Here is a 13,280-nt window from a genome sequence, read left to right as displayed (position 1 = left end):
GCAGTGGCTTTACGGACTGGCACGGCGACTGTCAGACTGAACGCTGGATGCGAGGACGCTGTCGTGGAACGGCCCTCCCGGGCGGTCCTTCAGGACCGTTCGGGAGGGACGAGGAGCCGTCTCACGGTCGAACTTGCCAGACCAGGACCGTCCGTTCATGGAAAAGGATGCGGGTGAACCGTTACCCGGAAGGGCCGAGACGCAGGGGCCAGACGCCCGGTTGAGGGCGGCTGGACCCTGTGGCTCGGTCGAACTTGGCGACGCAGGAGCCTAGTGAGATAGGGTGAACGAACCCTTCAGGGCCGCCCCGATCCTTCTTTTGCTTTTTCTACCTATGGCCCTGATTTTTCCCGGAAGACTCCCGGGTCAGGAAGAACACACCCCCACCCACGGCAAGCACCAGCAGGCCTCCCCGGACTGGATGCAAAAAGCCCTGCCAGATCAGGAGAAGAACCGCTGCCTGAATACTCAGTGCAACAATGCGGATTATTGTTTGTCGTGACATGGTGCCAGTCTAGTCTTTTTCGCTGTCCTGGCGCAGCCCCCCAGTGGGGGGCGAGCATTGGGGGCATCAAAGCCCGCGCCGTCGAGGCGCGTCCGCCTGACTAAACCGGGCGAGCGGACAAAAAAAAGCGGCCCGGAGGCCGCCTGTCGGTGTCACTGATGGGACGTTCGCAACTTTGCGAGCCGGGTGGCAATCGGTCCGATCGCAAGGCCCAGACCGATGGTGAAAACAGCGGCAGGAAGAAGAATAAACAGGATACTCTGGGTCACGTTATCCATTGGTTTTCGCCTCCGTCTTGTCCTCAGGATAGGGGATATAGGCCAGAAAAGTCAAAGAAATTGCCTCAAGCGCCGCACCCAAAAAAAAACAGGTGACGGCACGCATGGGGGTCAACGGTCCTGTCCCGGAGATGAGTGGGGTCACGATGCCGAGCCCCCACGCGCTGAGGGCGAATGTCTGAAGGACGCTGGCAATCGCCTTGTAGCGGTCTTCCTTGTGTTTGGAGCGCTGCGGCGGGGGCAGCAGCGCCATGAGGCGGTCTTTGTTCATCTTACGCTATGCCCCTTCGCCCCGGCACTCAAAATGGGATTTCGTCATCGAGGTCGTTCCCGCCCGGTGCGTCCCAGCCCCCATTGCGGTTTCCGTTGCCAGACGATCCCCCCGACCGGCCGCCACTGCTTCCACCAGCAAAGCCGCCCTCGCCCTCATCGCCATTGCCTCGGTTGCTGTCGATCAGCACCAGCTCCCCCCGGAAACGGTCAATGACAACCTCTGTGGTGTAGTGCTCCTGACCGCCCTGATCGGTCCATTTGCGGGTGCGGAGTTCGCCTTCGATATAGACCTTGCGGCCTTTGCGGAGGAAGCGCTCCGCTACGTCACCAGCCCGCTCATTGAAGATAACGACCCGGTGCCATTCGGTGCGCTCACGACGCTCGCCGCTCTGGCGGTCGTTCCATGTGTCAGACGTGGCGAGCGTAAAGCTCACGACCTTGGACCCGGACTGCATATTGCGGACTTCCGGGTCTTTACCAAGGTTGCCAACGAGAATGACTTTGTTAACGGAACCAGCCATGAGAGCCTCCAAGAAATAGGGAACGTATCAACTGGACTGTTGCGGCGTTATTGCCTCCGTCCATGAATAGATATTAGGTTTTTACTTGGTTCTAGTCAACGAGAAATGGCAGAAAACCGCTATTTTCGAGAGAATAAAATTAGAAATGAAGCGCTTTTACTTGTTGAATACTGAAAGGATATTTGATGTTTTCCTAGACCCATCCTGCCCGTGCGGCGAGCACACTGACGGCGACGAGAGTGGAAGGGAGGTGGCGTTTTCCTGAGCCCATCCTGCCACCGGCCAAGACGGGCGACGGGACAGGCCGTCAAGCCCGGAGCGTCCTGAGCAAGGGGGGCAGGCTTGCGGCTGATGCGGGGTCGCGTGCGGCCCTGCAGCAGCCGCGGGCCTGACACCTGCCGCCGAGGGTCGCGCAGTGGCTTTACGGACTGGCACGGCGACTGTCAGACTGAACGCTGGATGCGAGGCCGCCGTCGTGGAACGTGCCTCCCCGGACGGTCCGCAGGACTGGCCGGGGAGGTTGAGGAGCCGTCTCACGAACAGATCCGCCAGACCAAGACCGCCCGTTCATGGAAAAGGATGCGGGTAAGCCGTACCCGAAAGGGCCAGACCCGAGGGCCAGACGCCCGGTTGAGGGCGACTGGACATCGGGGCTAGGCGGAGCTTGGCGACGAAGGAGCCTAGCGCAGTAGGGCGAACGAACCCGTCAGGGCCGCCCCGATCCTTTTTTCTTCTGCCCTTCACATCACCCACGGGTCAGTCTCGAAGAAAGAAAACACATTATCCCCTCTCTCCTGCTCTGCTTTCTTCAATTTCCTTCTCAAAACCTTACGCTCCTGGCGTGCTTTCCGCCTCTTCTTTTCGTGGGCCTTCCAGCAGCCTCGCAAGACATCACGCAGCTCCGGACACTGTGCGCTGATCTGTCCGTAGGGCTGACGCAGGAAGCGGGTGACGCCACCGAAACGGTCGATCCCTGTCATCAGAGTGCTCCTGCCGATCTCCGGATAGAAGATCACGCCGAGGCCATCCTGCGCATCGGGTGTCGAGGGCGGGCGGAGAAAGAGTGTGGCGAAGCCGTCCGTTGTCTCAACCCATCCCGGCACCGGCCCTGCCAGTTGGCGCAAAGGCATCAGGTCAAAGTGGGGACAGTTCTCGGCTATGGCGGCCGCGAGAGGCGGAGACCTGTGCCAGAAGCTGGCGCTATATCCCGGCCAGTCTTTTGTGGCGTCTGTCGGAAACAGGATTCCGAAGACTGTGATGAGATCCGCTTCATAGACAAGCTGGCCGCCCTGCCATTTGGCAAAGGCCGGATTATCAAAGCAGTCGAAATACTCCATGCCCCGGATGCTGACGTCTGGATATTCGTCAGACAGCCCCAGCCCATGACCAAGAAATGACGTCCCGATCCCGCTTTCGAGGGTCATCACGAGTGTTGTTTCATCCTCCCACGTCATGTGTTCGGGTGCGCAGGTCCGGTAGGCGCGCTCTCTGGCGATCTGGCGTAGGCGGTCCTGTGGGCCGGTGAGCGTGAAGATTGTTATGACGGGAGTAGCCACGGAGAACATCCTTTTTCATTTTCTGGATGCTTTCCTGCGGGCGCAGACGGCTGGCCGGGACAATGGCGCGCCCTCAGGGCGCGGGCCGCGTGCGGCCGAACCATTGTGGCGGCAGGACGGCCTGTGCTGTTTCTCTCTCTCTTTCTTTATCATTGGTAAGATTGAGGACGAGAGAAGGCCGTAAGATATTCGCCCCGCTAACGCAGGGAACGGGTCTTGCAAACCTATCTTGGACCAGAATTAGAAAGGTTCATCCCCGCCGAGGCAGGGAACGAAGGTCTTACAAACCTATCAAGGATTAGGATTATAACGGTTCATCCCTGCTTGCGCGGGGAATGTCAAAACCATCTCCCAGCGAAGTTCTCTCGTCAAGAATTCTTTTCTCGCGCTGCTCATCAGCCCAAGCGGAAATCAAATCCCGGAGAATTTCAATCGTAATCATGCTCCCGCGGGCCTGTGTTCTGGGCCTCTCATCACGAAAACGATTAGCCCTTCCAAATTCACGGACGGCGTTGTTCGAGAGAGTGTACCGACGATCAGCAAGAAGAGACTTTACATCTGCGTGCGACAAACCTGCGCCCGAACAGAACGCAACATAGGTTCGCCTCAGGTCGTCTGGATTTTCTGGCATTACTGAAACAGTCCATTGTGCAAATCAGGCAAAAGCCCCGAATTATCCTGAGCGTGAATATCACCCCAGTGCGTTTTTGGTTCAGCGATAAAATCCCGTATTGCCTGGACCGGACAATGGAGCGCTCTCCAGGGCACGGGCCGCGTGCGGCCAGACCACTGTGGCGGCTGGAAGGCCTTTGCTGTCCCTTTCTGTCTCTACTTTGACTCGTCTCTGTTCATTCCACCCGATATGCCACTCTCGACTTTGAGAGCAAAAAGTTCCCAGAAGGCCGGATGCATGGTGCGATCACCACTTTCCCATCGCTTCCAGGTCAGGGGTGTGACGTGAACAAGAGACGCAGCACTCACCTGTGTCAGGCCCGCATCGAGACGGGCTTGACGGATTGCCCGAGGAGAAATGTCCTCGACGTCAGCCTCCCTCAATAACCCAGCCATGCCCGCTTGAAATGACCTGCCTGCTCAAGTCCGGCCTTCGTCCGATTAAGGCTAGCGATCAACGTAGCGTCGGCCCGCCCCTGCGGCGAGAGGTCGAAGTCTTCGCTGTATTCGCCGGTTCTATCCAAACTGGGTTCGTCTATTTCACAGCGACCGTCGGGAAAGATCCAGACACCTGACAGGATACGATCCCCGGTTCTGTGCTGCAGCTCAATGCGATCGGAATAATGAGGGATGTCGTCACGCATCGCGACTTCCCCCGTTACGGCATGCCGCATCGAGCACTCTGTCGCGATTTCAAACCCGTCGTCCAGCTTTACACTGCCGAGATTGCGCGTCTCACCCGTTGAGAAATGCCAGCCTGACAGAGCCAGTCTGTCCACTTCGGTCTTTCCGACCTTACGAATGGCCTTCGCGACATCATCGGCCGTAGGCGAAACCCCGAGGAGAGCAGCGACCTCTTTCGTCACGGTGCTGTCTTCGAGCGAGAAATAGCCATGCGACGGCGCAGCCAGGAGCAGGACCCGTCCTTCCTCATCACGCTGAACGCCATCTTTCACCCGTCCTATCGCCTCGACGGTGGCGCGACGCTGCACTTCCTTTTCAAGTTCGCGCATCCGGGAAGTGTCGAATTTAGGCATCGCATTGTCCTCGTTCGTGATGCCTAAATTATAGTATCCTTCGGATACCTTTTTCAATACACAAATAAGGGCTTCTTTATTTCTTTGACTATGCGACCCAACGGCGACTGCCTGCTATTGCTCGAGACCCCGTCCATGACTTGACGGTTACATCATGGTGCCGATCTACGCTTTCGCGCCAACACCCTATCGACCAAGATTCATCAGTATTCCGCGTTGCGCGACAAGATATATGCGGATCGGACGGCGTCAGCCGTCCTCTTGACCACAGGGCTTCCGGCTGCCGCAAAATGCTGCATCTGCCTGAAGATAGAGAGCGTCAATCACACACAGCCCCTCGTCTCTCCGGTTTTCTGCGAAAAGCCGGTCTGCAACCGCGGCCAGAAGTTTGAGAGAAGATGCTTCCGACGGGACTGCGTGCGCTGCGGGTGGGAGCGGAAGTGGCATCATGGCATATCGTTCCGAAAGCTGAGAGTACGGGAAGAAGCAGGGGACTGACCAGGGACTGACTGGTACCCCTGAACGGGCTGCGCGACGCTGCGGCGAATGGCGAGCAGATCCTCAAAAAAGGTGGTCGCGTGCCGCACCAGGTCAGGATCAAACGCACCACCTGCCTGCTCGTGGAGAAAGGCTTTCACCTGACGCGGCGTCCAACCTGTCTTATAGGCGCGGGCGGAGAGCAGGGCGTCGATCACGTCCACGAGGCCGATGATGCGGGCGGCCAGAGGGATGGCTTTGCCCTTCAACCCGAAGGGATAACCATCGCCGTCATAGCGTTCGTGGTGCAGGAGTACGGCCTCATGAACAAGGGTCGGGATATCGGCTGACAGATGAAACAGCGCTCCAAGGCCAAGCGAGGGATGCTGCCGCATCACCAGCATCTGCCTGTCGTTAAACATGCCCGGATGATTCAGGAGGCTGTCTGGCAGCAGCAGTTTGCCCGCATCGTGCAGGCGGCCTGCCAGTTCAAGGGCGCTGGACGAGAGGCCAGTTTTCGCCAGATGGCCGAGCAGGCCAGCAAGGCGCCCGACCCTCTGGCCATGCCCGTCATCCCCTTTGGCAACCAGTGCCAGAAGGGACGCCAGAGGTGCGCCTTGCCGCCGATAGGACGCAGGCAGTTTCACCACTTCTTTCAGGAGCGTCTGCAGTTCAGGCATCTTTCCTCTGCCGGTTGTGTAGGATCACTTTAGGAGAGGGCAATGTGAGTCCGGTCATCCCGGATGGATCAGGCTGCGGGCGAGGCCGCCGAGTGCCAGGGCCACGCAGGTGACGAGGAGCCTTATTCTGGTCGCCCGCCCCTGCCCACGCCCGGTCAGGATCCCGGACGTCTTTTCAGCGAGTTTCACAAGAGCCAGTGTGAGGCAGGCCAGAAGCGTCCACTGCCAGAACGACAGCATCAGAACCGGTTGACCCAGTCCGGACAGATGCCAGGGTCCCTGTCTGGCAAACTGATCCAGGCCAAGAAATCCATCCGCGGCGTTCGTCAGAAGAAACAGGCTGACCCCGATCAGACATCTGGGGCCACAGACCCGACGCTGTATCGTCCCAACAGGGTGAGATGGTCCCAGAGTGGAGGCATAGCGGACACTGTTGATGCGCGTTGGAGTCCAGTCCGCGAAGAAAGGTGCAGGCACGCTCAATACCCATCCGGCAAAAGACGAGACAGAGAGAGCAGGCAGAGCACCAGGCCGAGACTGGCAAAAACCACACCGCGCCTGCGCTCGAGACCGTAGTCGCGCCCGTCTTCGCCGATTTCGGGGACACCCGGTCCCGTCATGGTTGCCAGACAGCCACCGAGCATGAAAACGGGCCCCATGACAGCGCCAAGCCTGGGAACGACAAACGCAAACAGAAGCAGTCCAACACTCGGCCAGCAGACCAGGATCTCTCCTGCCGTCTCGGCGATACGTCGGCGCGGTGGAGCATCTTGCATTCGATCACATTCCCAGGGCACGGCGGTAGATCTGCAAAAGGGTTTCCTGAGCCTCGACCTCTGCGGGCTCCTGCTTGCGCAGCCGGATAATCGTGCGGATGACCTTGACGTCGAACCCGGCTGACTTGGCTTCGGCAAAGATGTCCCTGATGTCACCACTCAGCGCCTTGCGCTCTTCTTCCAGGCGCTCGACCCGCTCAATAATGGACCGCAGCCGGTCGGCGGCGATGCCCCCTGCGATGACACCCTGATTGTCCTGGCCGTCTTCAGGAAATGATACGCGTTGCAACATGGATCAACCTTTCAGAGATCGGGTGAGACGCAGATGGGAGAGAGGGGGCGTGGCAGATCGCGATGCCCGTCTGCCAGCGCTTCGAGCCAGCGGGACTGCCGCTCCGGGAGATGTCCCTGTTCCTCAATGAGACGGCGAAGCGCCGTCCGGTGTTCGCCGAGGCGATCTGCGAGTGTACGTTCGGACCAGCCAATTGTGATGAGGGCACTGGTCATCGCGTAGCCATTCAGCGGAGGTCTGTTCCCCGCTGGAGGCACAGCCCGGGCCAGTGGGTGACTCAGTCGACGGTGCAGCATCCCAAGGGCCGCGAGCCACTTGAGAAAATCCGGGTCAGGAATACCCTGCCCTGATTGCCAGCGCAGGATCCTGTCCTTGGAGACGCCGGATCGGCGGGACGCCTGGCGCACACCCCAGCCGATGACGGAGAGTTCGCCTGCAATGGACAGCGCTGCACGCCTGTGCCCGGGACGAACGGACCGTGAATCCACATATCCTGCCCGCGGTTGCCCACAGCGCTGTCCACTGGTTTGGGGGATAACCCGCAAGCGCGACGCCTCCCTCATGTCTCAGCCATGCCGGGCGATATCGGTGAACGTCCTGTCCTGTGCCCCCTGCCGGATATGTTTGGCCATATGCGGCGATACAATCCGGTAGCGGTTGGGGCGACGCGGATCCAGCCGCTCTTCGATCAGACCGGCCTGCTCCAGAGCTGCAAGAGAGTCTCTGACCACAGCGAGGGTCAGTCCAAGCCACGACGCGATTTCGGTTGGCGTCTCGTGTTCGGTCAGCGAGGCAAAGACCAGGTCCTCGATTGGTGACGTCTTCACGGTCCGCGTTGCCGGCATCCAGGGCACGCGGGCATAGACGCTATGACCCAGAGCCGCGATTTCGCCAGCCTGGGCCAGCGTCGTCAGAGCCAGAGGCAAAGCTCCGGCCTCTTCCGGGGTGAGGTTTGCCCGAAGCTCAAGGACATTATATGGCCCCCGGTTGAGGCAGGTCCGGACGTGCTGAAGCACGGCCTGATAGGCTTCGCGCTGTGTCTGCGCACTCAGCCTGCGAAAAACCCGTGCTTTGGGCTGGTTGCCGCCAAACTTCACTGTGTTGCCCCGTTCTCTGTCACCTGACAGTCAGTATCCCACGGGGTTTTGTGAGTGCAGTTACGCAACGTCACCATTGGCCTGCCGCCTTCATGCAGTCATAGGCGTTCCGGAGATTGATCAGGCCGACAGCCACCCAGACCGGAACGAAGACCAGCACATGCCAGCGCGGCATGAAGGCGTTCGTCTTCAACAGGCGTATGACGTCCATCACGAGAACGGAGATCGCCAGGGAAAACAGGATCGCCTGAGCAAGCATGGTCCAGACCATCTGGACATCCAGCGGAAAAAGGAGCCAGCCGAACCCTAAAAGCATGGTCGCCGAAAGAACCATGCTGCCAAGCATCCAGGGGGACGAGAGTGAGAGAGAAAGGGAGTGTTTGGGCAGCTCTGACTGCCCAAGAGAAAGTGTATGCTCGGTCATACCGGGTAGTATGACGACAGCGTTTGTGAGTGCGGTTCAGCTGACGGACCAGAGGGGTTGAAGCGTCAGAACCGAATTGAGGTCCTCAGATTGTCAGTCCGAGATCCGACGGCTTGTAACGCGGTGTCGGAAGAAGCCGCACCACAGCATTTCCCTCTACATCCGAAAGATACAGCAGCCCCTCTGACGGACAGCCCAAGGGACGACCATCCGCATCCAGCACAAGGCGCAGGCTCTCGATCGGACTTACCGCGTAGACACAATCGTCTTGCAGAAGAACGAAAGGATAGTCTCTTCCCTGATCGGTCAGCGTTTTCAGCGTGCCTGGAACCACACCGGCAGATCCAGTCATAAGACGCTCCGCCATGAACCGTGCGACCGCCTGGAGTTGCACCTGCGTCAGATCTTCATGGCGCGCAAAAGCCGAGCTGCCCAGTACCGTTGTCACATCTCTTCTCCCTGCAAGCCACGCCCTCCGGGGTCGCCCTGGCCGATCAGATCCTGCCGGAGGTCACCCTAACCCACCCGCTACTGTCTGAATACACATGGTGCGTCGCAGAAGGACTTGCGTGCGTGTTTGCCCGTTTTTAGAGTCTTATGATGTACCGTTCTCTCTCCCTCGTCCGGCACTTTGCTGAACGCAGCCGTCAGAAGAAGGCCCAGGTGGCGATCCTCCGATTTCTGGCGGACCTCGAGAATCATCCCTTCAAGGCAGATACCAGCCGCGATCCCCGCGAAGAGAATGCCTACTACCGTCTACGACGCATGGTCAGTTTTGCCCAAGCGTTCGATAATATCCCTCCCCATCCTGCTTCTGAGCTGCTGAGTAGTCTTCTCCGGGAGGGTGATCCTTACCATGCAAAAATCGATATCCGGTCGATTACCGCTGTCAGCGCATCAAAAGGTAAGCTGGTCGGCGAACTTGACAGCCTGCCCGAGACCATGAGCTTCGATAACTCCTATCCACCAAACTATGGCCCTTTCGATGAAGAGCAGACCGCGCGGCTCCGGGAAGCGATCCTGCGGGAGTTCAACCCGTCTGCAACTCGAAATCGAGAGATATTCGACGTCACGGATGTGACCTGGAGCCACGAGCGCATTGTGGGGAACTGCGGAGCCTCACGGCGTTTCAGTCTTTGGCGTCGCCTTGCAGGTAGAGAGGGGTGGCGCACGGTCTGGCTTCATGCCCGGATCACACCTGTGTATCTCGATGAAGACGGGTTCACGGATTTGCTCTCGTCATGGCGCATTGTCAGGGTCAACCGCTCCCGCACACTGGAGCGATCACTCTGGGACATGCGGCAGGCATGGCCAGACGGGCCATGCCCTCTTGATTACGCACCGGCTTGGCAGCCTGACCGACCGGAGACCTGGATCATTCCTCTCCCGCACCGTGCACCCGACGCTCTACGCGAGACCTTGATCCGAGTGCATGCAGCGATTGATCGCGCGGGCATCGAGGACGTCTTACGAAGTATCAGTGAGGCACGTTGCCTCAAGGTAATCGGGGGCGCCCAAGGAGAAAATGATCACCCTCTGGACGTCACCTGAAAGACGTCACGCAACACGCCCAGTCTGAGCAAGAGGAAAAGACGGCTTATGAGCATTCCCGGAGCGCTAACTTTCAGTGCTATTGCCCTCGCTCTCGTGACATCGTGGTGCTCTGTTGCCCGGGCAGCCGCTCAGCCCTGCACTCTCAAGACAGCCGAGTTCTGCCGGGATACCAATCAGCTGGTTTGGAGCCGGGGCTTCGATGGTGAAATCAAACGCTTTGTTGGACCTCATACGGGCGAATTTGCAACGCTTCAGCGACAGGTATTAGCCTCTTTGGGTGGTCCGCCGGATCGTCCGGTCGAAATGCTCGGCTACAAGGCCGGGGGCTGGCTTTTCTCGGCATGTAAAGCACACGAATGCCTGGTCAAGGGTGCTGTACTCCTCGATTACGACCACTCGATCCGCGGGCTCGCGGTGTTCGATTTTGGGACAAAAGGGGAGAAAAACCCCCGCCTTGATCTGATCCTGAAAGACCCTGATGACACAAAAGCCCGTGACCTCCTCGCAGCATGGGCAAACTGGACCATCGCTCGGGACCTCTTCACCTATTCGGGTGACTACGTCGCGACCACGCTGACAGGCATTAGGATACTGCCAGCGCAGCATTTCAAAGACTGAGAAGTGATTTGAAGAAGGTGAAAAGTACGGCGTGCGCTTACGCCTCGTGTCGGTCATTGACTGATGATTTGTAGACCGCTCAAAGCCGACATCTAGGATAAAATGATGTGTGCTCAGAGGTCTGCGATCCTGACTGTAAGCAGATATATAGGGTTAGAGTTTTCTCTAAGTCAGGAAAGATGAAAGGACTTTTTTATTCTGTCTAACTATTAATTTCTATAAAAATAAGTAAGGTCTTTTAGTTTTATAAAAATAGTCCAATGAGTAACGAATATGACATCGGAAACAAAGCACAGCCACTATGTACCTGTATTCTTGCTTTCTAAGTGGCAAAAAAATATTAATGGTCAAAATAAAATGACAGCATTTTCGTGGAGATCTGAGGCAAAAAGAATCTTAATTAGCAAGAAATTAGGACCTAAAGCTTATTGTTACGTAGATATTTATCTTTTCTCAAAATCTTTACATTTAAAGAAAGACTTTCTTGAGACAAAAATATTTTCACCCATAGATGACAAAGCGGCGACTGCCATACAGAATCTAACTAATTTTTCTGCTGAAAAACTTGGAAAGGATATGGCATCTGAAAATGTAAGGAAACTCTCTCCTAGTTCAGGCCCAATAATTGCAAAATTCATATTATCATTAATGACTCGACACCCTATGATAATAGCAAAAAATATCAAAGATTCTTCTAAAGCAATCGAACTTATTAAAAGTAGTCCTGAGATAAAAAAAACGTTCGCGGAGCTTGATAGCGGAATGACTATAGAAGGCTATCTTGACAGTATAGGACTTGACCCCGATAAAATCGGTTTATTTTATTCTCTTAGTCATATAAATTCAAAAACCAGTATAAGATCGTTACTCCTTAAGAAATGGAAAATAATAAGTTTAAATGAGAATGTTGGAAGCTTTATTATTTCTGACACTTACATATTTCTACAATCTCTACCAAATGACAGCTACGGTTGTTTGATTATGCCTTTAAGTCCTCAGCACATATTAGTTATATCTCACCCACATTACTCTATTTACATTGGGGGTGTCGATATAAATGATCTGAGCCCTAAGCAACTTCTCAATAAAATTAACAAAACATTTGCCACCATGGCTATGCGGTATGTTTTTTCAAGAAATGAAGAAGATATAAAATGGCTATCAAAAATTCTGGATAAATGTATGGGTTACCCATCAGTTCCTGGGTTTAATTTTTAATGAAACCATTATGAGACGCTTATTCCACAAGCGATGTCTACACGACATGGTTTTACCATTACACCGGACATTCCGCTACCCCTCCAAGTCAGTCACAGCGCTTGATTGGTCAGAAGCCCATCGCCTCTCTCTGAGCCTGCCGATTCACGACCCCTCTCCCCTGGAACGCAGCACGGCGCCTGAGATCCCTTCCCCAGCCGTCCCGCCGTGCCTGAAGCGGAATCTCGTCGATGAAGCAGCTCGGATTGGCCTGCTCGCCCCGACGGAACTCGCACCAGGACACACTGACGCGCTGGCGGCCGCGGGTGAGCGCAACATAGGCCAGTCGGCGTTCTTCAGCCGGGTCAAGGTTCGTGCGCGACGGAAACAGCGTGTCTTCCCATCCGATCAGAAACACATGCCCGAACTCCAGTCCCTTTGACCCATGAATGGTCATCAGCTTCACCCGGCCAACACTGTCATCATCCCGGCTTTCCGACCCGAGGGCCGCATGGTCGAACAGCTCTTCTACCGAGCTGAACTCGTTGGCGAGCGACAGAAGCTCGTGCAGATTTTCCAGCGCCGTGCGTCCGTCCTCCCCGGCCGCCTGATGCATCGCGAGATATCCGCTCTCTTCGACCAGAGCCCTCAGACGTTCACCCAGACTTGGTTCGTCGCTACGGGCTCCCTTCAGAATGACGTCCAGGAAGCCGCGTAGCTTGTCAGCAGCTTTGCCAGTGCGTCCCTGCACCGTGCGCTCCGCCGCCTCGTACAGCGAGATCGCCTCCTCATCCGCGACCTGCTCGAATGTCGCCATGGCCTTGGCCCCGATCCCCCGGGTCGGCTGATTGACGATCCGACGGAAAGCTTCGTCTGACTGCCGCTCATACGGAAAACATGTCAGACGCAGGAAGGCGAGCGCGTCCTTCACGACCGCGCGCTGCCAGAAGGCGGTGTCATTGACCAGCTCATACGGGATCTTCGCACGCAGCAGAGACTCTTCCAGCAACCGGGAGAGATGGTTGAACCGATACAGCACCGCCATCTCCTCATAAGGCACGCCCTCGAGAGCACGACGGCCGATCTCGGCGGCAATCCCGGAAGCCTCATCCTGACTGCCGGTATGCCGCAGAATATCCACTGGCTCGCCATCTCCAGACGCGGTATAAAGCGTCTTCTCCAGACGGCTCGTGTCATGAGAAATGACCGCATTGGCTGCTGACAGGATATGACCGGTCGAGCGGAAGTTCTGCTCCAGGGCAATCAGACGTCCGGTCGGAAACTCCTTGAGAAAGCTTCGGATAATCCGGACATTGGCCCCAC

General features: G+C 56.8%; 19 protein-coding genes. 4 read left to right on the top strand and 15 right to left on the bottom strand.

Going from position 1 to position 13,280, the window contains the following annotated elements:
• Positions 1-283: 283 nt before the first annotated feature.
• Positions 284-502, top strand: a complete 219-nt coding sequence (locus ABF859_RS14500; RefSeq protein WP_415528376.1) for a hypothetical protein — start codon at positions 284-286, stop codon at positions 500-502.
• A gap of 155 nt (positions 503-657) precedes the next feature.
• Here the strand turns inward: ABF859_RS14500 and ABF859_RS14495 are convergent, their stop codons facing one another.
• The 14 genes from ABF859_RS14495 to ABF859_RS14430 all read right to left on the bottom strand — a co-directional run bounded on the left by ABF859_RS14495 (position 658) and on the right by ABF859_RS14430 (position 9,036).
• Entirely contained in the window at positions 658-783 is a 126-nt protein-coding gene (locus tag ABF859_RS14495) for a hypothetical protein (RefSeq protein WP_255376059.1), read from the bottom strand.
• A complete protein-coding gene (locus ABF859_RS14490; protein ID WP_415528375.1) occupies positions 776-1,036 on the bottom strand; it encodes a hypothetical protein in 261 nt (86 codons plus the stop codon). The genes ABF859_RS14495 and ABF859_RS14490 overlap by 8 nt, the downstream gene beginning before the upstream one ends.
• Positions 1,037-1,082: 46 nt before the next feature.
• A complete protein-coding gene (gene ssb / locus ABF859_RS14485; protein WP_415528374.1) occupies positions 1,083-1,577 on the bottom strand; it encodes a single-stranded DNA-binding protein in 495 nt (164 codons plus the stop codon).
• Positions 1,578-2,317: 740 nt separating this feature from the next.
• The gene (locus ABF859_RS14480; protein WP_415528373.1) at positions 2,318-3,142 is read right to left on the bottom strand and encodes a hypothetical protein; all 825 of its coding nucleotides are present in this window, start codon (positions 3,140-3,142) and stop codon (positions 2,318-2,320) included.
• An 819-nt stretch (positions 3,143-3,961) separates the two neighbouring features.
• Entirely contained in the window at positions 3,962-4,201 is a 240-nt protein-coding gene (locus tag ABF859_RS14475; RefSeq protein WP_415528372.1) for a helix-turn-helix domain-containing protein, read from the bottom strand.
• On the bottom strand, positions 4,186-4,842 hold the full coding sequence (locus tag ABF859_RS14470) for a hypothetical protein (protein WP_415528371.1): 657 nt from the start codon (positions 4,840-4,842) through the stop codon (positions 4,186-4,188). The genes ABF859_RS14475 and ABF859_RS14470 overlap by 16 nt, the downstream gene beginning before the upstream one ends.
• Before the next feature lie 446 nt (positions 4,843-5,288).
• Complete coding sequence (locus ABF859_RS14465; RefSeq protein WP_415528370.1) at positions 5,289-5,999, bottom strand: HD-GYP domain-containing protein; 711 nt, start codon at positions 5,997-5,999, stop codon at positions 5,289-5,291.
• A 54-nt stretch (positions 6,000-6,053) separates the two neighbouring features.
• On the bottom strand, positions 6,054-6,476 hold the full coding sequence (locus tag ABF859_RS14460; protein WP_415528369.1) for a hypothetical protein: 423 nt from the start codon (positions 6,474-6,476) through the stop codon (positions 6,054-6,056).
• Between the two features lie 2 nt (positions 6,477-6,478).
• Positions 6,479-6,775, bottom strand: a complete 297-nt coding sequence (locus ABF859_RS14455; protein WP_145993787.1) for a hypothetical protein — start codon at positions 6,773-6,775, stop codon at positions 6,479-6,481.
• 4 nt (positions 6,776-6,779) lie between these two features.
• Positions 6,780-7,067 (bottom strand): DUF2312 domain-containing protein, encoded by a 288-nt coding sequence (locus ABF859_RS14450; RefSeq protein ID WP_062022226.1) that lies wholly within the window; start codon positions 7,065-7,067, stop codon positions 6,780-6,782.
• Between the two features lie 11 nt (positions 7,068-7,078).
• Positions 7,079-7,555 (bottom strand): hypothetical protein, encoded by a 477-nt coding sequence (locus ABF859_RS14445; RefSeq protein ID WP_062106955.1) that lies wholly within the window; start codon positions 7,553-7,555, stop codon positions 7,079-7,081.
• 78 nt (positions 7,556-7,633) lie between these two features.
• On the bottom strand, positions 7,634-8,164 hold the full coding sequence (locus ABF859_RS14440; protein WP_194258115.1) for a hypothetical protein: 531 nt from the start codon (positions 8,162-8,164) through the stop codon (positions 7,634-7,636).
• 70 nt (positions 8,165-8,234) lie between these two features.
• The gene (locus tag ABF859_RS14435) at positions 8,235-8,498 is read right to left on the bottom strand and encodes a hypothetical protein (RefSeq protein ID WP_415528368.1); all 264 of its coding nucleotides are present in this window, start codon (positions 8,496-8,498) and stop codon (positions 8,235-8,237) included.
• A 175-nt stretch (positions 8,499-8,673) separates the two neighbouring features.
• Complete coding sequence (locus ABF859_RS14430; RefSeq protein ID WP_194258117.1) at positions 8,674-9,036, bottom strand: hypothetical protein; 363 nt, start codon at positions 9,034-9,036, stop codon at positions 8,674-8,676.
• Positions 9,037-9,185: 149 nt separating this feature from the next.
• Here ABF859_RS14430 and ABF859_RS14425 point away from each other — a divergent pair, with 149 nt between their 5' ends.
• The 3 genes from ABF859_RS14425 to ABF859_RS14415 all read left to right on the top strand — a co-directional run bounded on the left by ABF859_RS14425 (position 9,186) and on the right by ABF859_RS14415 (position 11,978).
• Positions 9,186-10,139, top strand: coding sequence for a hypothetical protein (locus ABF859_RS14425; protein WP_415528366.1), 954 nt, complete (start codon positions 9,186-9,188; stop codon positions 10,137-10,139).
• A gap of 48 nt (positions 10,140-10,187) precedes the next feature.
• Positions 10,188-10,760, top strand: a complete 573-nt coding sequence (locus ABF859_RS14420; RefSeq protein WP_415528365.1) for a hypothetical protein — start codon at positions 10,188-10,190, stop codon at positions 10,758-10,760.
• A gap of 273 nt (positions 10,761-11,033) precedes the next feature.
• Positions 11,034-11,978 carry a DUF4238 domain-containing protein gene (locus tag ABF859_RS14415; protein ID WP_415528364.1) on the top strand — a complete coding sequence of 315 codons (945 nt, stop codon included), beginning with the start codon at positions 11,034-11,036 and terminating at the stop codon, positions 11,976-11,978.
• A 109-nt stretch (positions 11,979-12,087) separates the two neighbouring features.
• Here the strand turns inward: ABF859_RS14415 and ABF859_RS14410 are convergent.
• Positions 12,088-13,280, bottom strand: a 1,193-nt coding sequence (locus tag ABF859_RS14410) for an ATP-dependent helicase (protein ID WP_415528363.1), incomplete at its 5' end; no start/stop codon positions are given.

Origin of the sequence: Gluconobacter sp., assembly GCF_047722525.1 — a bacterium.
Classification (GTDB): Bacteria; Pseudomonadota; Alphaproteobacteria; order Acetobacterales; family Acetobacteraceae; genus Gluconobacter.
Note: the sequence above shows the minus strand (reverse complement) of the source record. Positions and strands in the feature narration are given on the sequence as shown.

Excerpts from the sequence above, each read along its gene's own strand:
- ssb (WP_415528374.1), bottom strand. The coding sequence starts at position 1,577 with ATGGCTGGTTCCGTTAACAAAGTCATTCTCGTTGGCAACCTTGGTAAA.
- ABF859_RS14425 (WP_415528366.1), top strand. The coding sequence starts at position 9,186 with ATGATGTACCGTTCTCTCTCCCTCGTCCGGCACTTTGCTGAACGCAGC.
- ABF859_RS14470 (WP_415528371.1), bottom strand. The coding sequence starts at position 4,842 with ATGCCTAAATTCGACACTTCCCGGATGCGCGAACTTGAAAAGGAAGTG.
- ABF859_RS14455 (WP_145993787.1), bottom strand. The coding sequence starts at position 6,775 with ATGCAAGATGCTCCACCGCGCCGACGTATCGCCGAGACGGCAGGAGAG.
- ABF859_RS14465 (WP_415528370.1), bottom strand. The coding sequence starts at position 5,999 with ATGCCTGAACTGCAGACGCTCCTGAAAGAAGTGGTGAAACTGCCTGCG.
- ABF859_RS14420 (WP_415528365.1), top strand. The coding sequence starts at position 10,188 with ATGAGCATTCCCGGAGCGCTAACTTTCAGTGCTATTGCCCTCGCTCTC.
- ABF859_RS14415 (WP_415528364.1), top strand. The coding sequence starts at position 11,034 with ATGACATCGGAAACAAAGCACAGCCACTATGTACCTGTATTCTTGCTT.
- ABF859_RS14475 (WP_415528372.1), bottom strand. The coding sequence starts at position 4,201 with ATGGCTGGGTTATTGAGGGAGGCTGACGTCGAGGACATTTCTCCTCGG.
- ABF859_RS14435 (WP_415528368.1), bottom strand. The coding sequence starts at position 8,498 with ATGGTTCTTTCGGCGACCATGCTTTTAGGGTTCGGCTGGCTCCTTTTT.
- ABF859_RS14495 (WP_255376059.1), bottom strand. The coding sequence starts at position 783 with ATGGATAACGTGACCCAGAGTATCCTGTTTATTCTTCTTCCTGCCGCT.
- ABF859_RS14480 (WP_415528373.1), bottom strand. The coding sequence starts at position 3,142 with ATGTTCTCCGTGGCTACTCCCGTCATAACAATCTTCACGCTCACCGGC.
- ABF859_RS14490 (WP_415528375.1), bottom strand. The coding sequence starts at position 1,036 with ATGGCGCTGCTGCCCCCGCCGCAGCGCTCCAAACACAAGGAAGACCGC.
- ABF859_RS14450 (WP_062022226.1), bottom strand. The coding sequence starts at position 7,067 with ATGTTGCAACGCGTATCATTTCCTGAAGACGGCCAGGACAATCAGGGT.